Genomic DNA, 23,303 nt, shown 5'->3' on the forward strand with positions numbered 1-23,303 from the left:
CTTTTACGTCGATCGGTGACAGATAGCGTCCGCGGCACGCGTCATCTCCGGTCCGAGATAGGTGCGGAAGCGCGGCTCGGCGGTGAGGCTGCGGAAATCCGCCATCCGCGTCACCCCGCCGCCGGCCACGAACAGGAATTGCCCGGCGATCTCCGCCAGGATGTCGAGGTGCCAGCTCGCCGTCGGGTGCATGCAGAGGATGACCAGCCTGCCCTCGTCTCGCAGCTTGCGGAAGAAATCGAGCATGAAGCCGATATAGCCGTCCTGCAGGTTGAACTGCGGCTCGTCGAACAGATGAACCAGCGGCGTCCGGGTCGGCGACGGCGCCAGCAAGGCGGACGGAACGCGCTTGCGGAAGCGCCTGACCTGATAGGATTGGTGATAATGGATCGCGAGCCGGTCGCGCTCGCGATACTTGACCCCATGGATATCGGTCCCTGCGACCAGCACGCGCCCCGAGGTCGGCGCATTGGAGCCGGTCATCATCTCGAACAGGGTCGTCTTGCCGGCACCGTTCGGCCCGACGACGCCGACGATACCGGGCTCGTCCAGCGACAGGTTTGCCTGAAGCGTGAATGTCGGACGGCGGATGATACGGCCCCTCGTATAGACCTTGCGGATATCATCGAGCACGAGCAGCGGTATCACTCATTGTACTCCCAGCAAGCGTTGCCGAAGCGAACGATCATCGCGCAAGACAGCAGCCTCGCCGGTCCAGACGATCCGGCCGCGGTCGATCACCGCGGCGTGGTCTGCGACCGACAGCGCGATCTCGGCATTCTGCTCCACGACGAGTGAGGCGATGCCCTCACCCTTCATGCGCAAGATCGTGGCGAGCACGTCGCCGACGATTTTTGGCGCCAGGCCCTGGCTCGGCTCGTCGAACAGCACCAGCCCGGGCGAGCCGACCAATGCACGGGCAATGGCGACCATCTGCATCTCGCCGCCCGACAGGTTCTCGCAATCGCGCTCCATGAGATATTCGAGCGGCGAGAAAATCGCTGCGGCTTCCTTGACGCTCCAGTTGCGAAAACGCGTGCGCTTCTGCGCGATCGACAGGTTGCGCGCCACCGACAAGGTCGGGCACAGCCGACGGTCGTCCGGCACCCAGCCGATGCCGGCGCGCGCGATCTCATGGGTCGGATCGTGCGTCACGTCGTGCCCGTCGAAACGGACGGCGCCGCGGCGCGGGCGCGTCAATCCGAGGATAGATCGCAGCATGGTGGTCTTGCCGGCGCCGTTGGGTCCGAGCAGCGCGAACACCTTGGCTTGGGCGATGGCGAGCGAGGCCCCGAACAGCGCCTGGGTCTCCCCGTAGAAGGTATCGACCGCATCGACTTCGAGGATCATGCGAACTTCCCCAGATTGGAGCGGCGCACCCATTCGTTCTGTTGCAATTTGTGCGGCGTGCCGCGCGCCACCACCTGGCCCCAATGGATCACCGAGATGCGGTCGGCGAGCGAGAACAGGAACTCCATGTCATGCTCGATCGCGACGATCGTGAGCTTGCCCTTCAAGCGCGCGACCAGCGTGGCGAGGCGCTGCACGCCGTCGGAGCCGAGGCCAGAGGTCGGCTCGTCCAGGCACAGCACGCGCGGCGCCTGCGCCAGTGCCACGGCGATCTCCAGCGCGCGACGGTCGCCATAGGAGAGGTCCTTGGCACGGATGTCCCCCCTCTCGGCGAGCCCCACCGACGCAAGCACCTCGGACGCCTTGGCCGCAAACCGGCCATCGCCGGCTGCGGCATTGGCGATATCGAAGCCACGGGTGCGAAACTCGGGCAGGCCCATCATGACGTTGTCGCGGGCGGAGAACTCGTCGAACAGCGTCATGATCTGGAACGAGCGGGCGATGCCCTTGGCGGCAATGCGGTGCGGGCTCAATCCCGTGACGTCCTCGCCGCCGAGCAGGACCCTGCCGCGGCTCGGCTTCACCCTGCCCGTGAGGACGTTGAAGAAGGTGGTCTTGCCGGCGCCGTTCGGCCCCATCACGCCATGAAACTCGCCCTCGGCAACCGCGAGATCGACGCTTTCCAGCACGACGCGATCGCCGAAACGGACGTGCACGCCTGCGGCCTCGATCATGCTCATTGCCCGCCTCCGACCAACAGCCGCATCGCTGACGTGCTGCGGCGGCGCAGCGCGTCGAGCGAATGCCGCTGCACGGCGGCCGAGAGCGCGCCGGCGATGCCTTCGGGACGGAACAGCACGATGGCGATGAACAACAGACCGAAATAGAGCATCCAGGCATTGGTCAACGCACCGATCACGTCGCGGGCCGTGAGGAAGAGAAACACGCCAATGACCGGGCCCCAGAAGCTGACGAGCCCGCCGCCGACCAGAGTCATCATCACGACGTAACCGGATTGATGCAGGCTCATCACGTCAGGAAAGGCGGCGAGCTGCGCCATCGCGAACAATCCGCCGGCAAAGCCGGACACGGCAGCCGACAGCGCGAAGACCGATGCCTTGTAGAGCCACACATTGTAACCGAGATGGGCCGCGCGCACCTCGCTCTGCTTGATCGCAGCGACGACGCGGCCATAGGGCGAGTGCACAAGTCGCCACAAGGCGGCTGTCCCGACCGCGAACACGGCGAGCACGAAATAGTAGAATGCGACATTGTCAGCGAGGTCGAACGACACCAGCCCGAAATCGGCCGGCAGCCGCTTGATCTTGAGGAGTCCATCCTCGCCGCCAGTGATCCGGTGCGACTTGATCGCCAGCGTCCAGAAGATCTGGCCAAAGGCGATCGTCATGAACGCATAGTAGATGCCGCGCCGATGCGAGATGAACAGCGCCACCAGCACCCCGGCTAGCCCGGCCACCGCGGCTGCGGCGGCAAGACATATCCAGAGATTGGCGACGATATCGAGCTGGCACAGCCCGAACGCATAGGCCCCGATGCCAAAATAGGCGCCATGCCCGAAAGACGGAAGTCCGGCCGTGCCCAGCACCAGGTTGAACGCCAGCGCATACAGCGACCAGATCAGGATTTCGATTCCCAGATAGGGATAGAGCCCAATCCGCGTGATCCAGAGCGGTACCGTTGCCAGCACCAGCCAGAGCACCAGCATCGTCGGCGTGACGAGGCGCGCGGCGTCGGATGACGATTTTGATCCCACAATCATTCCTCAAGCCTCGAGCACGCTTTTCTTGCCCCACAGGCCGCGCGCACGGAAGGTCACGACGGCAACCAGGAGGATGTACATCGACAACAGCGACCATTCGGACGCGTAGGCGCCGGCAAGACCGACACACAGTCCGACCAGAAGCCCCGCCACGACCGCGCCCCAGAAACTGCCGACGCCGCCAAGCACGATCACGAGGAATGCCGGGATGACGGCATCGACCCCCATATGCGGACGGATGCCCCAGATCGGCGCGACGATGATGCCGGCGATCGCGGCCAGCATGGTGCCGAACACGAACACCAGCAGGCGCAACCGCGACAGGTTGATGCCGAGCGCGCGAACGATCTCGCTGTCATGGGCACCAGCCTTGACGGTCGCGCCGAACGAGGTCTTTTCGATCAGCAGCCAGACCAGGCCGATGATCCCGGCGGCGATGGCCGCGGCGTAGAAGCGATAAGTCGACCAGATCAGATCGCCGAACAGAAAGCCGCCATTGATGGCGGACGGCACCTGCAGCACATAGTCGCGCGTGCCCCAAACCAGGCGGATCAATTCCTCGATCACCATCGCCGCACCGAAGGTCAGGAGCAGCCCGTAAAGCGGATCCTTGCCGTAGGTGCGACGCATGCAGACCTCGATCAGCATACCGACCAGGCTTACGATCACGGGCGCGATGACCAGCGTCGCGGCGTAGCGCCAGCCGAGCGGCAGTGCGAGCCACATCTTGGCAAGATCGGCCGGCAATGGCGGACGCGGACCGGTGAGTTGCATGGCGACATAGGCGCCGAGCGCGAACAGAGATCCGTGCGCAAGGTTGATCTGCTCCATCAGCCCGACGATGAGCATGAATCCGAGCGCGATCAGCGCGAACAACAGGCCGAGCGTCAGGCCATTGAGGAGATGCGGAAGAAGGTCGAACAAGGTTTGGGTCTCGCAACTGACATTTGCTCACACCCGGGACACGGATGGCCGGGGCGCGCGGCGCGCGATTTGCGCGCCGCTCGTTCTGCGATATGACGCACCGTCTCTAGGAATCGACGGTCGGCACTTGCTCGTAGGGCGCGAGCTTGCACTTGCCAGGTGCGGCGTCATCCGCCGCCGCTTTTGGCTCGGTCCAGCTGATGATCTCGAACAGGTCGGTGTTGTCGGCCGGCTTTACGTTGCGCCGCGCCAAATAGATCGTCTGCTGCATCTGATGCGTCATCGGATCCATGTAGGCGTCGAAATGCTGCATGCGGTCGGTCGCCGAGACCTTGAGGTTCTCGAGTTCCTTGATGATCTTGACGTTGTTCGTCGACCCTGCCCGCTCGATCGCGCGGAGCAATTCGCGCGTCGACATGTAGCCGTTGTAAGACACGTTGCCCGGCACCGGGATTGGACCGTCCTTGTTGGCGGCCTGCCATTTCTTGACGAAGTCGGCGACACCCGGCAGCTGCAGCTTGTGATACCAGGTGGTGCCGAACACGCCGAACAGGCTGTCGGGCGCGCCCCAGACGTCGGGCCAGTCCTGCTGGTTGTTGATCCAGGCCGGCTTGCCGTCGAGCTTGAGCTGCGCCACCTGCTCGCGCAATGCCTTGATGTCGTCGCCGCCGATCGCGGTCGCGACGACGTCGGGCTTTGCCTGCTGGATCTTCAGGAGATAAGCGGTGAAGTCGCGCGTGTTCTGCGGCACCAGGAGATTGTCGACGATCTTGCCGCCGGCTGCCTCGACCTGTGCCTTGGTCGCGGCCGACGTGGTGTGGCCCCAGACATAGTCGTTGGTCAGCAGCATCCAGCTCTTGCCGATGGAATCGACCGCGTTCTTGACCGATGCCTTGGAGAAATTGGTGCCGTTGCCGTCCCAGACGAATTTCACGCGCGAGCAGTTCTCCCCGGCCTCGCTCGGCGCCGAGGAGTTGGTATTCATGTAGATCACGCCGTATTTGCTGGCGACCTGCGTGATGGCGTTGGCGACGCCGGAATGCAGCGCGCCGATCAGGATGGTGCAGTCCTCGCGGGTGATGAAGCGCTCGGCGACGCGGCTGCCGGTGGCCGGCGTGGTCTCAGTATCCGCGGTGATGAAGGTGATCTGGCGCCCGAGCACGCCGCCTTTGGCGTTGAACTCGTCGATCGCCATTTTGATGCCGCGGAAATCATCCTGGCCGCTGTTGCCGTATTGGCCGCTGGCATCGCAGGTCAGGCCGAGCTTGATCGGCTTGGCACCTTGCGCCCACGCGTGATTCTCCTTCCACGGCCCAAAGAAGCTGCCGGTGCCGCCGATGACGCTCGCCATCAAGCTGCCCTTCAAAACGCTTCGCCGTGAGATCTGACGCCTCATCGTTTCCTCCCGTTTTCGAAGTCTTTTGCTTTTTTGTGCGATTAGAATATTCATTCCATTTGTTATGTAAAGTGGAATATTTGATCTAAACGACGAAATGCCGTTAAACAGGCGACCGATCCGGGAGACCCGAAACGATGAACAAGGCACAGGGCGCCATGAGTTACGACGAGCTGCGCGGCGCGATTGCGCAGCGGCACCGGGCGCTATCCGGCCGGTTGCAGCAGATCGCGGAATTCGTGCTCGATCACCCGACTGATGTCGCCCTGGGCACGGTCGCGGAGGTGGCGCAACGCTCGGGCGTGCCGCCGTCGGCGATCGTTCGCTTCGCCCATGCGCTCGGCTTCGGCGGCTTCACCGAAATGCAGCAGGTGTTCCGCTCACGCCTCGTTGCCGGCGTTGCGCCGAGCTACAAGGCGCGGCTCGCCCGTATGAAGAGCGAGGAGAAATCGGTGCTCGGCCGCCAGCCGGCCGCGGTGCTGTCGCGCTTCGTCTCGGAAGCGCAATCGTCGCTGGTCACGCTGAGCCAGTCCGTCCATGCGCGCGAGCTCGACGCGGCAACCGCGATCCTTGCGAAGGCGCGTGACATCTATCTGCTCGGCCTCGGCGGCTCGTTTCCGGTGGCAACCCACCTCGCCTACGTGCTGCGCAAGCTCGGAAGGCGCGTCGTCCTGCTCGACGGCACCGGCGGCAGCATCCACGAGCAGTCGCATGCCGCAACCGGGGAGGATGCACTGGTCGCGATCAGCTTCCGGAATTACTACCCGGATACGGCGCGGCTGTTTCCCGAACTGGTCGCGCGCGGCGTCCCCACGATCTCGATCACCGACAGCCTGTTGAGCCCGATCGTCGAGGGAGCACGCGTCGTGTTCGAAATCCAGGACATGCCAGAGCCGGCGCTACGCACGCTGGTCGCGCCGATGTGTCTCGTGCAGGCCATGGCGATCGGCCTCGACCTCGCGGCCGATTAGGATTCAAAACAGGAGAAGATCATGGCAGCACATGACGGGAAGGTATTGGCAGGACAAGTGGCGCTGGTGACCGGCGCCGGGCGCGGGCTCGGCCGCGCCTTCGCGGAGAAGCTCGCCGCCCTCGGCGCCGACGTCGGCATTCACGGCATGCGCGAGAACGGGCCGGCGGAATATGGCGAGGGCACCACGCTGACTGCGGTCGCCGAGGAGATCGGCCGGCAATTCGGCGTCCGCAGCCAGCGCGTGCTCGGCGATCTCACCAAGGGCGAGGACATCGCGCGCGTGATTGCCGAGACGGAAGCCGCGCTGGGCCCGATCGACATCCTCGTGCACAATGCCGGCGGTGACATCGCGGCCGCGGGCGGCAAACCCGATCCGAACGACGCAGTCCACATCAAGGAGGCCGATGTGCGCGCGGTGCTGGAGCGCAATCTGCTCTCGACCATCCTGACTTGCCAGGCGGTCGCCAAGGGCATGATGGAGCGGCGGCGCGGCCGCATCGTCACGCTCGGCTCGGTCGCCGCTTTCAAGGGACGCACCCAGGGCTCGATCTATGCGGTGTCGAAGGCCGGCGTGACGCATTACACGCGATGCCTCGCCGACCAGTTGCGCCCCTACGACATCGCCGTCAACTGCATCGCGCCCGGCGACACCCGCACCGGCCGCTTCCTCGGCACGCGCGCGGTCGATCCCGACAGGATGGTCGAGACTGGCACGCTCGACCGCATCGCCGCCGTCGATGAGGTCGCGCGCGTCGTCGAGTTCTTCGCAGGTCCCATGGGCGCCTTCGTCTCCGGCCAGGTGCTGCGGATCGACGGCGGCGGACAATGCTGGCCGGGCTGACGCACAAGAAGAAAAAGGGCCGCTGCGAGCGGCCCTTTTGCGTCGTCTCGATTGATTGAGCTTACTCGACCCGCGCCAGCACCGCGAGCTTGCGGATGCCCTTGTTGCGGTAGGCGTCGAGGAACGCGTAATAGTCCTTGAACGACACGCAGCCGTTGGAATCGCCGTTCGGTCCGAGCATGAAGGTGTGGGCGAGCAGGCCGTCGCGGCCGTAGATCGCGCTCTCGCCGCCGATCGGGGTCAGACGCAGCGCGGGCACGCCATGGAACAGCGCCTCGCGCGGCTTCAGCGTGTAGATGTGCGGCGGTGTCACGCCGCGCATGCGGGTGCGCTGGGAGCGCGGATCGTCGAGATTGGAGCCGAGGCCGGAATGTGCCTCGAGCTTGGTGCCGTCGGGCAGATAGACCGTCTTGGCGGTGATGTCGTAGACCGCGGTATCGCGCTCATAAGGCGGCGCGCCGCCGAACATCGGATTCTGCTCCTTCGGCGCGATGGAGGCGGTGATGTTGGCATCGGCCGAGGCGTAGGCCAAGAGCCCGCCTGACGGCTCACGCTTGCCCCAAAGCTTCTCCACCATCGACTGGCGCGGCCCGGTGATCGACATCACCGCGGCCTTGGCGCGGTCCGCGAACGACTTCTTGGCTTCGGGGGCCGGCACGATCTGAGCCGGATCGGCCGAGGCGAGCTGGATCTGGGCATCCGGAGCGCGCTTGGCCTTGTCCGCAGCCTTGTCGGTCGGCTTGTCAGAGGACTTGTCAGCAGTCTTGGCCGCCGGCTTCAGCGCTTCCGCGACCTTCGCGATTACGCTCTGCTTCGGCGGGTCTTTAGCTACCGCAACCTGGGTTGCGGGCGCGGCGCTGCCCGCGTTCGAGGCCACGCCCTGGGTCGCAGCCGCGGCAAAGCGTTCGTTGAACATCTCGCGCGAGATCGGCGCGGCCACCTGCAGCCGGTCGGGCAGGAGCGCAAAAGCTTCCTTGATGGCGTCGCCGGCCTCGCGCAGCGCGACCTTGGGCGCACGCTTGATCACCGGCTCGTCGTAGCCGGTGCTGCCGACGCTCGGATAGACGCTGGCGCCGAAGACGTTGCTGTAGATGGTCCAGCCGGCGCCCATCACGACGCAGCCGATCGCCGCGGCGCCAAGCCAATTGGTCGTGGTCATTTTCCGGGAAGGCTTCCGAGGAGAACTCTTGCCAGGATTCTTGGACTTCCGTGCCGCGTTACTATGCGCAGCGATACTCTTACTCATTCGCCTTGCGTCCAGGACGGTGTCACTCAGTCCCCCTTCAAAGTGCCGCTGGTCACGATCCGGGAACAGCATCTCGCAGAGGGTCGGAGCGTCATTAAGGCGACTTTTAGTTAAATGCGGATTAAGTTCGGGCGGATGTAGGGCAGCTCGTTAACGCTGTCTCATTCTGAGAAAAAAGCCCGCAGAACTACGGACTTAGGCGCGTCTGTTAACTATAATTCTCGGCCGGGTCAGTGCCTTCAGAGGACGTCGCCGGCCGCCTTCCTTGGACCCGCCAACCAAGTCCTTTTCGTGGTCTTCAATGCCCGCACGATACCGGGGAAGCATTGTGCGAGGCTGGTGCCCGCCCGCAGCGCGCCACGTCAGCGTGAGCGAAAGTTGATCGCGCCGGACTGGAAGATGCCGCAGAGAGGGAATAGGTGCGGGAGCGGCACTTTTCAGCAGCCTCTGCGTGTGATACGGTACCGTATCAACATCGCCTTGAACTGTGCCGGGCACGCAAACGGAGGCTGGCATGAGAAGGTTCGCGCGCGCTGGATGCTTGGCTCTGGCGTCGTCGTTTCTGTTGATCGGCTGTGCCGTCGCACAGCCTGCCGCCAATGCGGGCTGCACGGCATCGCCAGCCGCGGCAGGAACGCAAATCTGGCGCTGCGACAACGGCATCACCATCGTCGCGGAAAACGGCGCCCGATTTGAACTAAAGGACGCCAACCGCGACGGACATATAGACTCCGTCGAATTGAGCAGCAAAGCGCTGCTGGTCGAGGTGCCCAAAAAGCCGGGCGGCAATCCCTTCAAGGTGTTGACGCCGCAGGCGATCGCCGCGGTGCGCGGCACCAGATGGGCTGTCGATGTCGCCGAGGCCAAGACCTCCGTCTTCGTCGCTGACGGCCGTGTCGGCGTCAGCCGCAGGTCGCGCGGGCGCGGCGTCGTTCTCGGCCCCGGCGAAGGCGTCGACGTGGAAGCGACCGGCCCGTTGACCGTCAAGACATGGGGTCAGCCGCGCGTCGATGCGCTGATGGCAAGGCTCGGTCAATAGGACTTGGTTCAGTAGAACTTGGGTCAATAGAACTTAGAACAAAGAAGATTGCAGCACGTAGTGACGAGACGCGTTCGGATCCTGATAGCCCTCACCCTCACCGCGCTGTGGGGCGCGGGCATCTATGCCGCGCACGCAGGCGGCCATCTGCGCTTTCTCGACCGCCTCGAGGCCACGCTGACCGACTGGCGGACCCAGGTTCGCGGCGTGCAGCGTCCGCCCGATCTCGTCACGATCGTTGCGATCGACGACACCGTGGTCAAGCGCGGCGGCAGCTATCCGCTGCCGCGCGCCGATCTCGCCCGCGTCGTCGACACCATCGTGTCGTTCAAGCCGAAGGTCGTTGCGATCGACCTCCTGCTGGTCGACCGCAGCGCCGCGATCGGCGACGCGACGCTCGCCAACACGCTCGCCACCGGACCGATGGTGCTCGCCGCCGCGGCGATCTTTCCCAGCGCCAGCGAGACCGTCGAGGCCAGCAGCCAAGGCCCCCTCGCGGTGCTGCCGCAGGCCGAACGCTTCCTGCTGCCGCTGCCGGCGTTCGCCGACCACGCCGAGGTCGGCGTCGTCAATGTCGCGACCGGACAGTCGGGCTCGCCGCTCTCGGTGCCGATGCTGTTCCGGACGCACGACAAGGTCGAGCTGTCATTCCCCTTGCGCGTCGCCAGCCGCGCGCTCGACCAGCCGCTGACGATCGCGCCGGATCATCTCATGCTCGGCGATCGCGCGGTGCCGACCGACGCCGATTTCGCGCTGCCGATCACCTATTACGGTCCAAGGCGTACCATCCGCACCGTCAGCGCGCAGAGCATCTTCGACGGCACGCTCAATCGCGCGGCGATCGAGAACCGGATCGTCGTGATCGGCGCCTCGGTCGCCGGCGGCGGCGACTTCTACCCCACACCGTTCGATTCCCTGATGCCCGGCGTCGAGGTGGTCTCGACCGCGATCACACATCTGGTTGCCGGCGACGGCGTCGTGCGCGACCGCAGGGTTCGTATCGCCGACGCGCTTGCTGCGATCCTGCTGCCGATGTTGCTGGTCGGCTTGCTGGCTTGGCGGCGCAGCACACTCGGCATCATGGCGGCGGCCGCAGTGATGATCGCCTGGGCCGGGCTCAATACGTTCGCGTTCACGCAGGGCGTCTGGCTGAATGCGGCAACCACGCTTGTCGCCGCAGTGCCCCCGCTGGCGATCTTCGCCGGTTTCCAATTGTGGGCCGGAGGCCGCCGCACGCAATATCTCGCGGCCAAGAGCCGGTCGCTCGCCCGGTTCCAGGCGCCAGCGGTGCAGGAATGGTTGGCGCGCGATCCGGATTTTCTGTCAAAACCCGTCCGGCAAAACGCGGCCGTCGTCTTCATCGATCTGTCCGGCTTCACGGCCCTCAGCGAACGGACCGATCCGGATGCCATCCAGGAAATCCTGAAGGAATTTCACGCGCTGATCGACAAGACCGCGGTCGATTGCGGTGGCACGATTACCGGCTTTCTCGGCGACGGCGCCATGATCCTGTTCGGACTGCCGCGCGCGATGCCCGATGATGCGGCGCGCGCGGTGAAATGTGCGACCGACCTGCATCGCGGCGTCGAACGCTGGATCGCCTCGTTGCCGCCGGCCATCGGGGACCGGCTCGGATTCAAGATCGGCGCGCATTTCGGCGAGATCGTCGCCTCCCGCCTCGGCGAAACTCACCAGCACATCACGGCGACGGGGGACACGGTCAACGTCGCGAGCCGGCTGATGGAAGTCGCCGTTCAGAACGGCGCCCGGCTCGCGCTGAGCGATACGCTGCTCGATGCGGCCGACTTCCACGGGGCTCCCGACGGCATCCTGTCGGGCCCCCTCCTCGCCCAGGTCCGAGGCCGTTCAGGCGTCGTGACGGTATGGTTCTGGCGGGATCGGGGCGGACCGGACCAGGACGCTGCAAAGGCCGAGATGATCGACTGATCATCGTTGCTAGCGGCCCAACACTCCGCTGTCCGTCCCTGCGAACGCAGGGACCCATACCCCCAGGGAGATTTTTGGCGAGACTCGTCGTGAGCATGCCTTCGCGCGGTACGGACACCGCCGTCCATCAATAGATCACGCGGTATGGGTCCCTGCGTTCGCAGGGACGACAGCAAAGAGAATGAGTTCTACCTCGCCTCCGGCGGCGGCGAACGGTCCAGCACGTCACCCTTGGCGCCTTCGAGCAGATCGATGCCGTAGGTCTCGACCACGAGTGGCCCGCGCTTGCGCTGCAATTGCGCGACCTGCGTGACCTTCGCAAAGAGATCGTTGAGAACTGGATGACCCTCGGGGCGCAGCTCGTCGACAGAGAGCAGCTTGCCCGCCAGCAGCTTTGGATCCGGCTCGCCCATGTTGACCCAGCGGATGCGCTGGTTCTGCTGCACTACGCAGGTGCCGCGCGGCAGGTAGAAGGCGAGCCAGCCCGTGGTCCCGTAGTCCTGCGCGAGCACGCAGGTCGCGCCATGCCGTGCGCGCTCCGCTTCGATGCCCGCGGCAAGCTCGCGCCAGCCGACGCCGACGCTGCGCACGGTGGCATCGCGGCGGTATCCGGAGAGCCAGCCGGTGTTGGCCTGCACGATGAGCGCTGCAAACATCACGATGCCGACAGGGGCGGCCCAGCGCAGACAAAAATCCACCAGACGGCGCTGGCGCGGCTTCCATTGGACGAGATTGGCGGCGGCCGCAGCTGCGACGACGAAGGGCGGATAGACCGGCGCAAACCAGTTGGCCTCGACGCGGGCATGCAGCGAATGCCAGACGAAATAGGCGACGATGGTCCAGAACATCGTCTCGATCAGCACCCGCGAGGCCAGCGCGCCTGCCCTGCGCCAGGTCAGCGCATGCAGGCCCATCGCGCCGAGGATGAACACCAGTGGGGTCGCGAACGCGATCTGGGTCGGGATCAGCTCGGCGATGAAGACGGGGCGGAAGTCCTCGATCTTCGCGCGCCCAAGCTGCTTTGTGAACGAGACCCATTGGTGGTCCGCATTCCAAAGGATCACCGGCGAGAACAGCGAGAGGGCAACGAGACCGCCGAGATAGGGCCAGGGCGACAGAAACCAGCGCCTGAGCTTCGGCACGGCCGCAAGCCAGATCAGGATGCCCGCGCCAAAGAACATGGTCGTGTATTTCGACAACAGCGCCGCGCCGACGGCCGCGCCGACCGCGAGCCACCAGATGCCGCGGCCGGTCTCCAGCACTTTTGCGAGAAAGAACAGCACGAAGCTGGATGCGACCAGGAGCGGTGCGTCCGGCGTCACGATCAGCGTGCCGACGGACGCCATCATGGTGACGTTGAGCAGGATGGCGCTGGTCGCCGCCACGCGCGCGCCGCCGAACAGGATCGCAGCGGAGCGATAGACCGCATAGCTCATCGGCAGCGCCAGCAGGATCGAAACGAGCCGGACGCCGAGCTCGGTATCGCCGGCAATCATGGTGCCGGCGCGGATCACATAGGCGACCATCGGCGGGTGGTCGTAGTAGCCGCCCGCCAGATTCTTCGACCACATCCAGTAATAGGCTTCGTCGAAGGTGATCGGCGTGACCGCGGCCGCAACGAGCCGCATGGCCACCAACGCCAGAATCAGCAGCGCGGTGTTGCGGACGATCCGCGCATCAGCTCCGCCCATCGTGCGGCTATTTCTTGCGCCAGACGAACAGGCCTGACATCGCGTAGTTCCACACCACGCCCATCAGCGCTCCGGCCATGCCGGCCAGCCACCAGATCGGCTCCTGGTCGTACACCGAGAAGGCGACGCCGACATTGGCGAGCAGACCGACGCTGCACACGATGTAGAAGGCGATCAGGCCGCGCAGCAGCGCAAAGCCTTTCAGCCGCTGGTCACGATAGGTGAGGAAGTTGTTGAGGATGAAATTGCTGGTCATGGCGACGATGGCGCCGGCGGCCTGCGCCTCCGCGAACGGTGCCTTGAACAGCTGAAGTCCGATGAACAGCGTGGTGAGGTGCACCACGAGGCCGATGCCGCCGACCATCGCGAACAGGATGAAGCGCAGCGAGACGATGTCGTTGCTCAGCTTGGCGAGGACCAGACCGAGGAAGTCGAGCGCGACCATAGAATCGAGCTTGCTCTCGCCGTGCTGGCGGGCGCCGAAAGTGTAGGGAATCTCGACCGCCCGCAAGGAGCCGTGCGCGGTCGCGACGACGTCGAGCAGGATCTTGAAGCCGTGCACGGAAAGCTTCGGCGCGAGCTGCTCGAAACGATCGCGCCGGATCATGAAGAAACCGCTCATGGGATCGGCGATCTCGACCCGCAGCATCTTCCTGGCGAACTCGGTGGCCAGCGCGCTGGCGCCCGCGCGCTGCTTGTTGAAGCCTTCGCTCTTGTAGCCCTCGATGTAGCGACTGCCGACCACGAGGTCGGCCTGATCGCTCGCGAGCAAGAGCAGCATCTTCGGCAGTTGCGTCTCGTCGTGCTGGAGGTCGGCGTCGATCACCGCCGCATAAGGCGCGCTGGACGCCAGGATGCCCTCGATACACGCGCCCGACAGGCCGCGGCGGCCGATGCGGCGGACACAGCGCACGCGGCTATCCTGCTGCGCGAGTGCGCGCACGACGTCCCAGGTACCGTCCGGCGAATTGTCGTCGACGAACACGACCTCCCAGGCGACGTTGGCGAGGGTCGCCTCCAGCCGCCGGTACAGCACCGTGACATTGTCGCGCTCGTTGAAGGTCGGGACGATAACCGACAGTTCCGGGCCCTCTTGAGCCTGCGGTGGATGGTCGGAGCCCGGTCTGATCGCTTCATTCATGACGGCAGCGTATATCCGCCGCGTCTTACGCTGCCAAGCTTTTGCGCTGCCAAGCTTTTGCGCTGCCAAGCTTTTGCGCTGCCAAGTTCTTGCGCTGCCGGGCCGGAGGATCTGTGGGAAATGCCGCAAAAGGGGCCCTAAAATGCCAACGACCCCGGAACGGCGGGCCGCGCGTACATCCGGCGCGAGCCTTAAGCTATTCCAAGGTCGTCCCAGCGCCGGAGTTTTAGCTCAACGTCGCCGTTAGAGACTAGATAGGAACGATGGGATTGGTTCGCAAGGGGCGAAAACCACGATTTTCTGCCCTATTGGTTGGGCACTTCCCGGATGATCGGGCCGCGCGGCGCCGGCGCGACGGGGGCTGCGGGGGCGGCAGAAGGGGCCGGCTCGACCTTCGCCGGTCTGGGCGGCTTGCCGTACTGACCGATCGGCCCGAACACGACGGCCATCGCAAGCACGATCGCGGCGACGATCGCGCCCAAAATGCCCCCCATCGACTCAGACGACATGAAACCATCCCTTCTCCAGATGCGGCCCGTGATACCACGGATGCGCGCGGAGCCGGAAGGGCCTGGGGTGAGTTGCGAATCGCGAGTGGCGAAAGTCGGCCGCTCCTGCCCACTCGCTATTTCGACGGCGGCCTGTGCTTGACGAAGGCCGTCACGATGTCCTTCTGCGCGGACTCCACTGCCCTGTTCGCAGTCGCGAGATGGGCGCCGGCATCGATCTCAGGGTATTGCGTGGTGAGATAGTCGAGCAGCGCCACCCGGTAATATTGCCGCTCCGACGGACAGGCGCTCGCGACCGAGCGGCCGAAATCCCGTTCCGTCATTCCCTGATTGCTGTCGCGCGAATATTCCCGCGCCAGACAATGCCAGTAATCGTCGCGGCCCTGCTGTGCGAGCTTCTGCGCGCCCTTGGCATCATCGTCATCCGCCATGACTGAGGACATCATGGCAGCAGATGTCATCATGACGAGCGCCGCTCCCAGCATTCGCATCCGCATCTTGTTCTCCCTTGTCGCAGATCGCGGTGCCAAGCTTAGACGGGCGGCGAGAACTGGCCAATCACATCTCGTTTGACTAGGATGACGTCTCCCCTCCCCCGTCGATGTGAGATCCTCCCGTGGCCAAAGCAAAAACCGCGTCCAAAAAATCAGGCAACATCTTCATCGGCATCGGCGGCTGGACCTTCGAGCCCTGGCGCGGCGTGTTCTATCCGGAGAAGCTGACTCAGGCGAAGGAGCTGTCCTACGCAGCCTCGAAGCTGACCTCGATCGAGATCAACGGCACCTATTACGGCTCGCAGAAGCCGGAGAGCTTTCGCAAATGGGCGAGCGAGGTGCCCGACGGCTTTGTGTTCTCGGTGAAAGGACCGCGCTTCGCCACCAACCGCCGCGTGCTCGCCGAGGCCGGCGATTCCATCAAGCGATTCTATGATTCAGGCGTGCTGGAACTCGGCGACCATCTCGGACCGGTACTCTGGCAGTTCGCGCCGACGAAAAAGTTCGACGGCGCCGATTTCGGCAAGTTCCTCGAGCTGCTGCCGCGCAAGCTCGAGGGACGCGCACTCCGCCATGTCGTCGAAGTCCGCCACGACAGCTTCTGCACGCCGGACTTCGTGGCGTTGATCCGCGAATTCGAGACGCCCGTGGTGTTCGCCGAACACGGCAAATATCCGGCCATTGCCGACGTCGCTGGCGATTTCGTCTATGCGCGCTTGCAGAAGGGCAATGACGAGATCAAGACCTGCTACCCGCCGAAGCAGCTCGATGCCTGGGCCGAGCGCTTTCAGGCCTGGGCGTCGGGCGGCGAACCGGACGACCTGCCGAAAGTTGACAAGGCCAAGCCGAAGAAAGAGCCACGCGACGTGTTCGCCTATGTCATCCACGAGGGCAAGGTGCGCGCACCGGCCGGCGCCATGGAACTGATCGCGCGGGTGAGTTGAGGTGATCTATGGCAAAGGCGAAAAAGCTGTTCACCATCGGCTATGAGCAGACGCCGCCCAAGGCGGTGCTCGACGAGCTGGAACAGTCCGGCGTCAAGCTCGTGGTCGACGTGCGCGCGGTGACGTCGTCGCGTCGTCCGGGCTTTTCCAAGAAGCAGTTGTCGGCCGGGCTCGACGAACGCGGCATCGCCTATGTCCACCTCGCCGCCCTCGGCACGCCGAAGGAAGGCCGCCTCGCCGCGCGCAGCGGACAGTACGACGTGCTCGAGAAGATCTTCTCGAAGCACCTGAAGGCGCCCGAGGCCAGGGAAGCGATGGACGAGCTCTCGGCACTGGTGAAGAAGGCCGGACCCGTGTGCCTGCTCTGCTACGAGCGCGACCACACCCATTGCCACCGCCAGATGATCGCAGAGATCATCGAGGAGCGCGATGGGGTGACGGTGAAGAATTTGGCGGGGCGGCAGGTGTAGCCACATTCTCGTCATTCCGGGGCGCGACGAAGTCGCGAGCCCGGAATCCATTGCGCGGCAGAGTTGGTGGATGAATGGATTCCGGGCTTGCGCTACGCGCGCCCCGGAATGACGGCTATCCCTCTCCCCCCAGCCGAAACGTCCCTTCCATCATCTTCACGCAGCTGCCGCCGACATGAGCGGAGACGATCTTGCCGTCCCGCTTGAGGACGCGCGTCAACAGGATGCTCGGCCGGCCCATGTCAAAGCCCTGGCCGACGGTGAGCTTGAGCTCGCCGTCTCGCGTGGGGTCGAGGTCGGCAAACAGCGCAGCGGCGGCCACCGTCGCGCTACCGGTTGCGGGATCTTCGGCAAGGCCGCCGGCGCCGCGCATGAACATTCGCGCCTGGCGTTCGGAAGGCGCCTCCGATACAGCCACGTCGCGCGTATAGAACCACACCGAGCGGGCGTCATCGCGCGGCAAGACCCTGCCGAACGCGGCCGCATCTGGCCTCGCTCGTTTGAGGGCATCGCGCGAATGTACCTCCGCCACCAGGAACGGTGTTCCGACGCCGACGACTTGCGGCGCATGGTGATCAGTCCGGATGTCTTCAGCGCTCAACGAGATGCAGGCTGCAACGTCAGCGGCGGAAACCTCCGCCAGCCGCGACAGCGGCTGCGGGGCAGTGAGCTCGGTGCTGATGACCCTGCCCTGCTCGCGAAAAATCTCGACCGGCACGATGCCCGCTAACTCCTCGAACAGCAGGCGCGGCTTCGGCTCCTTCGCAAGACTCGCCAGCACGAAGGAGGTGCCGATATTGGGATGGCCTGCGAACGGCATCTCCCTCACCGGGGTAAAGATGCGCACCTCTGCATCATTGGCCTTGTCGCGCGGCGGCAGCACGAAGGTGGTCTCGGAATAGTTGAACTCGGTGGCGATCGCCTGCATCTGCGCCGTCGTGAGCCCACCGGCGTCGAGCACCACGGCGAGCTGGTTGCCGCCGAAGGCGCGATCGGTGAACACGTCAACGGTGATGTAGCGGCGCTGCATCGTCACTTCCCCATGCAAAAGGCGGCCGCAACCGGCCGCATCGCCGGCAGTCTACAAGCCGGCGACATCGCGCGTCATGCCCCAAAATTCGGAGCAATCGGAGCAATCGCAATGACGCGTCGGAAGATGACGCTGCAGAGACGCAACGCCGGGCCGGCAAGCTTTCACCGGCCCGGCACTGTGTAATCGTCAGTAGCCATATGATGCGCCCGTGCTCGGCAGACACGGCGGCTGCGTGTAGGGCGCGGAGGCATAGGCACCCTCCGCCGGGGCCCTGACGCAGGAGTCGGTCACCGCCTGAGTGACGGCAGCGCGCGGCGAGGCAGCGTGGCGCAACGATGCGGCCTGAGTCTGGGTGGCAGCTGCGGCGATCATGGCGGCCGCAACAAGGGTCAATCGAGTCATTGGCTTTCTCCGTATTACAAGTGGAAGCCGAGACGTCTCGGCGTCCACAATGCAATACGCAAAAGCTACCCCTGATATTTCATCACGGGCTTTCACCGAAGCGCGATCCGCTTCAACGAAACGCGACTCACGTGTGAAGGCACTAGCCCAGTTGAAACACTGCCACCGGCCGGTCATAACCGCGCACCTCGACCTCGCCGAGCGCGACGGCATCACTGCCATCGTCGCCCAACGCCTCGCGCACCGTCGCGGAGATCAGCAGCTGCGAGCCGAACTCCTTGTTCAGCGCTTCGAGCCGCGAGGCGAAGTTCACAGTGTCGCCGATCACAGTGTATTCCTTGCGCCGGGGCGAGCCGATATTGCCGGCGACGACCTCGCCGAAATGAATGCCGATGCCGATGCGCAGCGGCCAGCTCGTCTGCGCATTGATGCGATCCATCGCATTCAACATCTCCCGGCCTGCGGCGACCGCACGCTGCGCGGCGTCGGAGGCCTCCAGCGGCGCGCCGAACAGGGCGAGGAAACCATCGCCGAGAAACTTGTTGACGATGCCGCCGTGGCGGTCGAGGACGTCGACCAGCACTGCGAAGGCGCCGTCGAGCCGGTCGACCACCTCCTGTGGCGTGCGCGACTGCGCACCGGCGGTGAAGCCTCGGAAATCGACGAACATCACCGCGACGCGGCGGACGTCACCGCCCGCGCTGGTTCCCGCCGCCATCAGCCGCTCCACCACCTGCGGAGAGACGTGCTGGCCGAACAGGTTCGTCACCCGGTCGCGCGCGGTCGCTGCCGCAATGCTCGCAGCGAATTGTCGCCGCAGTTGCGCACCGACGGCGCCTGCCAGCACGCCACAGATCAGGATGACGACGCTGCGCACGGCGTGGAAATAGATCAGGGGATCGCCAGCCTCATCCGCCGAATTGTAGTACAGCGCGACGGACAGAAGCCCGGCTGCAGCCACGAAACCGGTGAATGCGGAGAGCCAGAAATCGAGCCGCAGGGTCGAGAGGATAACGAAGATGAAATACATCAGCGGCACGGCGAAACCGAGCGCCTGGCTTGCGCCCATGGTGCGGGTTTGCAGGATCAGGATCACGGTCGGCAGCGACGTCTCGATCAGCGTGCCGATATAGCGCCGGATCACCGGCACATCGCGATCGAGCCGCAGGTTCTTTCTGATCTGGGTGTGGACCCAGACCTCGAACAGAATGAAGCCGGCGAGCAGAGCATAGACCGCGATGATCCCGTCCGTTCCGCGCCACACCCGGTTCACCACGCCGGGGTCGATCAAATAGATCGAGGTGAGCAACAGCATCATGATGCAGCCCGTCAGGATCAGTGCCCGCACCCGCAACAGCTCGGTGCGCAACACCTCCCGCGTCAGCTCGCGCTCGAAATCCTCCGACAGCACGGCTTGGTGCCGCGTCTTCCTGCTCGCAAACCTGACCATTTGCCCCTCGATTCCGGAAGCATTGTGCCTCAATCCAGCGTGCGGCGGAAGCGCGTTACGGCGATGGTCATGGCGAGCAACATCAGGGCCGCCAGCGCCAGCGTGTCGAAGCGGAGGTTCTGCATGGTCGCGCCCTTGAGCATGATGGCGCGGACGATCCGCAGATAGTGCGTCAGCGGCAGGCATTCACCGACATATTGCGCCCAGGTCGGCATTCCCGCGAACGGGAACATGAAGCCGGACAGCAGGATGCTGGGCAGGAAGAACATCATCGACATCTGCATGGCCTGGAGCTGGTTCTGCACCACGGTCGAGATCGTGTAGCCGATCGATAGATTGGTGGTGATGAACAATGTCGACAGCAGCGCCAGCAGGAACAGATTGCCGAGCACGGGGACGCCGAACAGGCCGACGCCGATGCCGATGATGAGGAAGGCCTGGACGAAGCCGACCAGCACGTAAGGCACGATCTTGCCGAACATCACCTCGACCGGCTTGATCGGCATCGACAACAGGCTCTCCATGGTGCCGCGCTCGACCTCGCGCGTCACCGACAGCGCGGTGAAGATCAGCATGGTCATGGTGAGGATGGTGCCGACGAGACCCGGCACGATGTTGAGGCTGGAGCTAGCTGCCGGATTGTAGCGGGCATGCGCGCGGATCTCGAACGGCATCTCCGGGGGATCGCCGATATAGAGATCGTGCTTGAGCGCGGTCTGCACCACCATGCCGAGGGAGCCGATCGCCGCGCTCGCCGCCACGGGATCGGTGGCGTCGGCCGCCACCAGCAGCGCCGGCCTGTCGCCGCGCCGCACCGCGCGCTCGAATCCGCGCGGGATCTCGACGCCGAACAGCACCTTGCCGGATTTCAGGAGATTGTCGAAATCGTCGACGTCGTGCACTTCATAAAGAAAGCGGAAATAGGCCGTGTTCTCCAGTGCCTTCAAGATCGAGCGGGCGAGATCTGAGTCCTCCTGCAGCAGCACCGCGCTCGGCAGATGGTGAGGCGTGGTGTTGATGGCATAGCCGAACAGCATGAGTTGCATCACCGGCAGCATCACGATCATCGCGAACGACACCCGATCGCGCTTGAGCTGAATGAACTCCTTGATCAGCATCGCATAGGAGCGCCGCAGGAAGCCGAAGCGCTCGCGGGTTTCATGGCGTGGTGCGGGATGATCCACAGCGCTCATTGGAAATTGTCCTTGGAGCGCCCCATCAGCTCGATGAACACATCCTCCAGCGACGGCGACGATTTGTGCCAGTGCAGGTCGCTTCTTTCCCGCCACGGCGCGATGCTGGCTTCCAGTGCCGCAACCTCGCGCCCCGACACGTGCAGCGATGTGCCGAACGGCGCCACCATGTCAATTCCCGGCTTGCCGGTAAGCTCGGCCGCGAGTGCGTTGAGGCCCTCGCCCGTCACCGTGTAGGTCGTCAGCGCCGATTTCGCGATCACCTCCTCCACCGTGCCGTGCGCAAGCAGATGGCCATAGGCGATATAGGCGATCTCATGACAGCGCTCGGCCTCGTCCATGTAATGGGTCGATACCAGCACGGTGAGGCCCTCGGCGGCCAGCGCGTGGATCTCGTTCCAGAAGTCGCGCCGCGCCTTGGGATCGACGCCGGCGGTGGGCTCGTCGAGCAGCAGGAGTTGCGGATTGGGCAGCGTGCAGGCCCCGAGCGCCAGCCGCTGCTTCCAGCCGCCGGACAGCTCACCCGCAAGCTGCTCCTCGCGCCCGGAGAGGCCGATCCGCTTGATCATCTCGCGCGCGGCACCTCGTGCATCGACTAGGCCATAGAGCCGCGCTACGAATTCGAGGTTCTCGCGGACGGACAGATCCTGGTACAGGCTGAAGCGCTGGGTCATGTAGCCGACCTGGCGCTTGATCTTCTCGGCATCGCGCAGAATATCGTAGCCGAGACAGGTGCCCTCGCCGCTGTCGGGCGTGAGCAGTCCGCAGAGGATACGGATGGTCGTGGTCTTGCCGGAGCCGTTGGGCCCGAGGAAGCCGTAGATCGACCCGCGCTTCACCTGCATCGACAAATCGTGCACGACCTCGCGGCCCCCGAACGACTTGGTCAGGCCCTTGACGTCGATCGCGATGCCGTTGCCGCCGTTCATCGCTTGTCAGCCATCGGGGTTTTTGGGTTGAGAAAGACGTCGATGGGCTGTCCGACCCGCAGCGCGTCGGGGCGTGAGGGCCGCGCCTGGATGAGATAGACCAGCTTGTTGCGCTCATCGAGACTGTAGATGACAGGCGGGGTGTATTCGGCCGAGGTCGCGATGAAATAGATCTTCGCGGTGAGGTCGGCCGCGCAATTGTCGCAGAAGATGCGCACCGTATCGCCGATCGCGAGCTTCGGCAGTGCGGTCTCCGGCACGAAGAAGCGCAGCTTCATGTTGCCGGGCGGCATGATCGACAGCACCGGCCGTTGCGCCGCCACCATCTCGCCCTCGCGGAAATAGATCTGCTGAATGGTGCCGGCCACGGGCGCAAAGCCCTTGCGACGCGCCATCCGCGTCTCCGACGTCGCCACCCGCGCCTCCGCGACGCGCAAGGATGACACCGCGGAATCGAGATTGGCCTGTGTGCCTGAGCCTGTCTTGCTCAGCGAAGCCGCCCGATCATAGGTCTGCTGGGCGTTGGCGAGCGTCGCCTTGTTCTGGTTGAGATCGGCAAGCTGGAGATCGTCGTCGACGGAATAGAGGTGATCGCCGACCTTGACCTCGTCGCCTTCGCGGACATTGAGCTTCGTCACCCGTCCGGCTTCGTCCGGGCTGACAAAGATCATGTCGGCCTCGACCCAGCCCTGGAAGCCGGGATCTCGCTTCTCGTTGCAGCCGGCAAGGCCGGTTGCAAGCAGGATCGTCAAGGCAACGCTGAAAATTGCTTGCGACGACCTCATGTCGTCCTCCGTTCACCAAAAATCAAATCGAGATGGACGCGCAGCATCTCCTGCGCGTCGAGCGGCGCATGCCGCGCAAACAGGCTCTGCCAGATCACCGCGATCATCGCGGGCGCGACCAGGATCTGCGGATAGCGCGCGAGGTTCTTCTGTTGGATCTCGCCGCGGGCGATGCCGAGCTCGATCAGGGCGCGCATGGCGGCGATCCCGCGCGAGACGACCTCACGGTAGTAGAAGTCGGCGACGGCCGGAAAGCGCGGCCCCTCCGCCACGATCAGCCGCACCAGGTCGCCGCGTCTGGTGTTGATGACCTCTTTCAGGAAGGTGCCGGCGAACGTCTCGACGAGTTCGCGCACGGTCCCCGTGGGCGGCGGCAGCGCGGTCAGCCGCTCCACCACCGGCACGATCACGATGCGCACCAACTCCTCGAACATCGATTCCTTGTCCTTGAAGTGCAGGTAGATCGTGCCCTTGGCGACACCGGCACGTTTGGCAATGTCGTCGAGGCGCGTTGCGGCGAAACCGCGGGCGATGAACTCCTCCATCGCCGCCTCCACGATCGCCGCCCGCCGCTCCAGAGCGCGCGCAGCGCGGTTCGACACAGGCACCTCGCCAAGGGGCGCAGACGCGTCTCCCCCGCTCTCTGCAGACGGTTTGGCGTGCCTGGTGGACTTCTTTATCATGGGATATTTATGACTGACTAGTCAGTCAGAGTCAAGCTGGACGACACGAGACGAATTAGCGTTGACTAATTCATTAGCGAATG

Annotated in this window: 24 protein-coding genes; 6 read left to right on the forward strand and 18 right to left on the reverse strand. The window is 64.6% G+C overall.

Annotation, left to right across the window (positions count from 1 at the left end; all coding sequences use genetic code 11):
• Nucleotides 1–3: 3 nt before the first annotated feature.
• The 6 genes from SE92_RS08385 to SE92_RS08410 form a co-directional block, all read right to left on the reverse strand.
• Nucleotides 4–648: an ATP-binding cassette domain-containing protein gene (locus tag SE92_RS08385; RefSeq protein WP_063195271.1), complete on the reverse strand. Its 645-nt coding sequence runs from the start codon at nucleotides 646–648 to the stop codon at nucleotides 4–6.
• Entirely contained in the window at nucleotides 649–1,350 is a 702-nt protein-coding gene (locus SE92_RS08390; RefSeq protein WP_063195272.1) for an ABC transporter ATP-binding protein, read from the reverse strand. It abuts the gene before it with no gap.
• Nucleotides 1,347–2,090 carry an ABC transporter ATP-binding protein gene (locus SE92_RS08395; RefSeq protein WP_063195273.1) on the reverse strand — a complete coding sequence of 248 codons (744 nt, stop codon included), beginning with the start codon at nucleotides 2,088–2,090 and terminating at the stop codon, nucleotides 1,347–1,349. The genes SE92_RS08390 and SE92_RS08395 overlap by 4 nt, the downstream gene beginning before the upstream one ends.
• Complete coding sequence (locus SE92_RS08400) at nucleotides 2,087–3,130, reverse strand: branched-chain amino acid ABC transporter permease (RefSeq protein WP_063195274.1); 1,044 nt, start codon at nucleotides 3,128–3,130, stop codon at nucleotides 2,087–2,089. The genes SE92_RS08395 and SE92_RS08400 overlap by 4 nt, the downstream gene beginning before the upstream one ends.
• Nucleotides 3,131–3,133: 3 nt before the next feature.
• A complete protein-coding gene (locus tag SE92_RS08405) occupies nucleotides 3,134–4,054 on the reverse strand; it encodes a branched-chain amino acid ABC transporter permease (RefSeq protein WP_063195275.1) in 921 nt (306 codons plus the stop codon).
• Nucleotides 4,055–4,160: 106 nt separating this feature from the next.
• A complete protein-coding gene (locus SE92_RS08410) occupies nucleotides 4,161–5,450 on the reverse strand; it encodes an ABC transporter substrate-binding protein (protein WP_245324504.1) in 1,290 nt (429 codons plus the stop codon).
• 137 nt (nucleotides 5,451–5,587) lie between these two features.
• Here SE92_RS08410 and SE92_RS08415 point away from each other — a divergent pair, with 137 nt between their 5' ends.
• Together SE92_RS08415 and SE92_RS08420 are read left to right on the forward strand one after the other, a co-directional pair.
• Nucleotides 5,588–6,421, forward strand: coding sequence for a MurR/RpiR family transcriptional regulator (locus tag SE92_RS08415; RefSeq protein WP_063195277.1), 834 nt, complete (start codon nucleotides 5,588–5,590; stop codon nucleotides 6,419–6,421).
• Between the two features lie 21 nt (nucleotides 6,422–6,442).
• Nucleotides 6,443–7,264: an SDR family NAD(P)-dependent oxidoreductase gene (locus SE92_RS08420; protein ID WP_063195278.1), complete on the forward strand. Its 822-nt coding sequence runs from the start codon at nucleotides 6,443–6,445 to the stop codon at nucleotides 7,262–7,264.
• A gap of 61 nt (nucleotides 7,265–7,325) precedes the next feature.
• Here the strand turns inward: SE92_RS08420 and SE92_RS08425 are convergent, their stop codons facing one another.
• A complete protein-coding gene (locus SE92_RS08425; protein WP_063195279.1) occupies nucleotides 7,326–8,423 on the reverse strand; it encodes a DUF2778 domain-containing protein in 1,098 nt (365 codons plus the stop codon).
• Nucleotides 8,424–9,024: 601 nt separating this feature from the next.
• Between SE92_RS08425 and SE92_RS08430 the strand changes: the two genes are divergently transcribed.
• Nucleotides 9,025–9,549, forward strand: a complete 525-nt coding sequence (locus tag SE92_RS08430; RefSeq protein ID WP_063195280.1) for a FecR domain-containing protein — start codon at nucleotides 9,025–9,027, stop codon at nucleotides 9,547–9,549.
• Nucleotides 9,550–9,609: 60 nt separating this feature from the next.
• Entirely contained in the window at nucleotides 9,610–11,496 is a 1,887-nt protein-coding gene (locus SE92_RS08435; protein WP_063195281.1) for a CHASE2 domain-containing protein, read from the forward strand.
• 188 nt (nucleotides 11,497–11,684) lie between these two features.
• Here the strand turns inward: SE92_RS08435 and SE92_RS08440 are convergent, their stop codons facing one another.
• The 4 genes from SE92_RS08440 to SE92_RS08455 all read right to left on the reverse strand — a co-directional run bounded on the left by SE92_RS08440 (nucleotide 11,685) and on the right by SE92_RS08455 (nucleotide 15,334).
• Nucleotides 11,685–13,187, reverse strand: a complete 1,503-nt coding sequence (locus SE92_RS08440; RefSeq protein WP_063195282.1) for a glycosyltransferase family 39 protein — start codon at nucleotides 13,185–13,187, stop codon at nucleotides 11,685–11,687.
• 7 nt (nucleotides 13,188–13,194) lie between these two features.
• Nucleotides 13,195–14,328, reverse strand: coding sequence for a glycosyltransferase family 2 protein (locus tag SE92_RS08445; protein ID WP_063195283.1), 1,134 nt, complete (start codon nucleotides 14,326–14,328; stop codon nucleotides 13,195–13,197).
• Between the two features lie 305 nt (nucleotides 14,329–14,633).
• Nucleotides 14,634–14,837: a hypothetical protein gene (locus SE92_RS08450; RefSeq protein ID WP_063195284.1), complete on the reverse strand. Its 204-nt coding sequence runs from the start codon at nucleotides 14,835–14,837 to the stop codon at nucleotides 14,634–14,636.
• Between the two features lie 116 nt (nucleotides 14,838–14,953).
• Nucleotides 14,954–15,334 (reverse strand): hypothetical protein, encoded by a 381-nt coding sequence (locus SE92_RS08455; RefSeq protein ID WP_063195285.1) that lies wholly within the window; start codon nucleotides 15,332–15,334, stop codon nucleotides 14,954–14,956.
• Between the two features lie 119 nt (nucleotides 15,335–15,453).
• Here SE92_RS08455 and SE92_RS08460 point away from each other — a divergent pair, with 119 nt between their 5' ends.
• Together SE92_RS08460 and SE92_RS08465 are read left to right on the forward strand one after the other, a co-directional pair.
• Entirely contained in the window at nucleotides 15,454–16,275 is an 822-nt protein-coding gene (locus SE92_RS08460) for a DUF72 domain-containing protein (protein WP_063195286.1), read from the forward strand.
• Between the two features lie 8 nt (nucleotides 16,276–16,283).
• Nucleotides 16,284–16,745: a DUF488 domain-containing protein gene (locus SE92_RS08465; protein ID WP_063195287.1), complete on the forward strand. Its 462-nt coding sequence runs from the start codon at nucleotides 16,284–16,286 to the stop codon at nucleotides 16,743–16,745.
• A 115-nt stretch (nucleotides 16,746–16,860) separates the two neighbouring features.
• Here SE92_RS08465 and SE92_RS08470 read toward each other — a convergent pair whose 3' ends face one another.
• The 7 genes from SE92_RS08470 to SE92_RS08495 all read right to left on the reverse strand — a co-directional run bounded on the left by SE92_RS08470 (nucleotide 16,861) and on the right by SE92_RS08495 (nucleotide 23,220).
• Nucleotides 16,861–17,775, reverse strand: coding sequence for a PhzF family phenazine biosynthesis protein (locus tag SE92_RS08470; RefSeq protein ID WP_063195288.1), 915 nt, complete (start codon nucleotides 17,773–17,775; stop codon nucleotides 16,861–16,863).
• A gap of 189 nt (nucleotides 17,776–17,964) precedes the next feature.
• Nucleotides 17,965–18,180 (reverse strand): hypothetical protein, encoded by a 216-nt coding sequence (locus tag SE92_RS34860; RefSeq protein WP_084251773.1) that lies wholly within the window; start codon nucleotides 18,178–18,180, stop codon nucleotides 17,965–17,967.
• Nucleotides 18,181–18,322: 142 nt separating this feature from the next.
• Complete coding sequence (locus SE92_RS08475; protein WP_063195289.1) at nucleotides 18,323–19,630, reverse strand: adenylate/guanylate cyclase domain-containing protein; 1,308 nt, start codon at nucleotides 19,628–19,630, stop codon at nucleotides 18,323–18,325.
• A gap of 29 nt (nucleotides 19,631–19,659) precedes the next feature.
• The gene (locus SE92_RS08480) at nucleotides 19,660–20,823 is read right to left on the reverse strand and encodes an ABC transporter permease (RefSeq protein WP_063195290.1); all 1,164 of its coding nucleotides are present in this window, start codon (nucleotides 20,821–20,823) and stop codon (nucleotides 19,660–19,662) included.
• Nucleotides 20,820–21,752, reverse strand: a complete 933-nt coding sequence (locus SE92_RS08485) for an ABC transporter ATP-binding protein (RefSeq protein ID WP_063195291.1) — start codon at nucleotides 21,750–21,752, stop codon at nucleotides 20,820–20,822. The genes SE92_RS08480 and SE92_RS08485 overlap by 4 nt, the downstream gene beginning before the upstream one ends.
• Nucleotides 21,749–22,537 carry an HlyD family secretion protein gene (locus tag SE92_RS08490; protein WP_063195292.1) on the reverse strand — a complete coding sequence of 263 codons (789 nt, stop codon included), beginning with the start codon at nucleotides 22,535–22,537 and terminating at the stop codon, nucleotides 21,749–21,751. Before SE92_RS08490 ends, SE92_RS08485 begins: the two co-directional genes overlap by 4 nt.
• Nucleotides 22,534–23,220: a TetR/AcrR family transcriptional regulator gene (locus tag SE92_RS08495; protein WP_157095212.1), complete on the reverse strand. Its 687-nt coding sequence runs from the start codon at nucleotides 23,218–23,220 to the stop codon at nucleotides 22,534–22,536. The genes SE92_RS08490 and SE92_RS08495 overlap by 4 nt, the downstream gene beginning before the upstream one ends.
• Nucleotides 23,221–23,303 lie beyond the last annotated feature (83 nt).

It is taken from the genome of Bradyrhizobium sp. AT1 (assembly GCF_001590795.1).
Taxonomy (GTDB): Bacteria; Pseudomonadota; Alphaproteobacteria; order Rhizobiales; family Xanthobacteraceae; genus Bradyrhizobium.

Excerpts from the sequence above, each read along its gene's own strand:
- SE92_RS08420 (WP_063195278.1), top strand. The coding sequence starts at position 6,443 with ATGGCAGCACATGACGGGAAGGTATTGGCAGGACAAGTGGCGCTGGTG.
- SE92_RS08390 (WP_063195272.1), bottom strand. The coding sequence starts at position 1,350 with ATGATCCTCGAAGTCGATGCGGTCGATACCTTCTACGGGGAGACCCAG.
- SE92_RS08445 (WP_063195283.1), bottom strand. The coding sequence starts at position 14,328 with ATGAATGAAGCGATCAGACCGGGCTCCGACCATCCACCGCAGGCTCAA.
- SE92_RS08455 (WP_063195285.1), bottom strand. The coding sequence starts at position 15,334 with ATGCGGATGCGAATGCTGGGAGCGGCGCTCGTCATGATGACATCTGCT.
- SE92_RS08450 (WP_063195284.1), bottom strand. The coding sequence starts at position 14,837 with ATGTCGTCTGAGTCGATGGGGGGCATTTTGGGCGCGATCGTCGCCGCG.
- SE92_RS08480 (WP_063195290.1), bottom strand. The coding sequence starts at position 20,823 with ATGAGCGCTGTGGATCATCCCGCACCACGCCATGAAACCCGCGAGCGC.
- SE92_RS08485 (WP_063195291.1), bottom strand. The coding sequence starts at position 21,752 with ATGAACGGCGGCAACGGCATCGCGATCGACGTCAAGGGCCTGACCAAG.
- SE92_RS34860 (WP_084251773.1), bottom strand. The coding sequence starts at position 18,180 with ATGACTCGATTGACCCTTGTTGCGGCCGCCATGATCGCCGCAGCTGCC.
- SE92_RS08430 (WP_063195280.1), top strand. The coding sequence starts at position 9,025 with ATGAGAAGGTTCGCGCGCGCTGGATGCTTGGCTCTGGCGTCGTCGTTT.
- SE92_RS08465 (WP_063195287.1), top strand. The coding sequence starts at position 16,284 with ATGGCAAAGGCGAAAAAGCTGTTCACCATCGGCTATGAGCAGACGCCG.
- SE92_RS08410 (WP_245324504.1), bottom strand. The coding sequence starts at position 5,450 with ATGAGGCGTCAGATCTCACGGCGAAGCGTTTTGAAGGGCAGCTTGATG.
- SE92_RS08495 (WP_157095212.1), bottom strand. The coding sequence starts at position 23,220 with ATGATAAAGAAGTCCACCAGGCACGCCAAACCGTCTGCAGAGAGCGGG.
- SE92_RS08415 (WP_063195277.1), top strand. The coding sequence starts at position 5,588 with ATGAACAAGGCACAGGGCGCCATGAGTTACGACGAGCTGCGCGGCGCG.
- SE92_RS08425 (WP_063195279.1), bottom strand. The coding sequence starts at position 8,423 with ATGACCACGACCAATTGGCTTGGCGCCGCGGCGATCGGCTGCGTCGTG.
- SE92_RS08490 (WP_063195292.1), bottom strand. The coding sequence starts at position 22,537 with ATGAGGTCGTCGCAAGCAATTTTCAGCGTTGCCTTGACGATCCTGCTT.
- SE92_RS08470 (WP_063195288.1), bottom strand. The coding sequence starts at position 17,775 with ATGCAGCGCCGCTACATCACCGTTGACGTGTTCACCGATCGCGCCTTC.
- SE92_RS08440 (WP_063195282.1), bottom strand. The coding sequence starts at position 13,187 with ATGGGCGGAGCTGATGCGCGGATCGTCCGCAACACCGCGCTGCTGATT.
- SE92_RS08400 (WP_063195274.1), bottom strand. The coding sequence starts at position 3,130 with ATGATTGTGGGATCAAAATCGTCATCCGACGCCGCGCGCCTCGTCACG.
- SE92_RS08395 (WP_063195273.1), bottom strand. The coding sequence starts at position 2,090 with ATGAGCATGATCGAGGCCGCAGGCGTGCACGTCCGTTTCGGCGATCGC.
- SE92_RS08475 (WP_063195289.1), bottom strand. The coding sequence starts at position 19,630 with ATGGTCAGGTTTGCGAGCAGGAAGACGCGGCACCAAGCCGTGCTGTCG.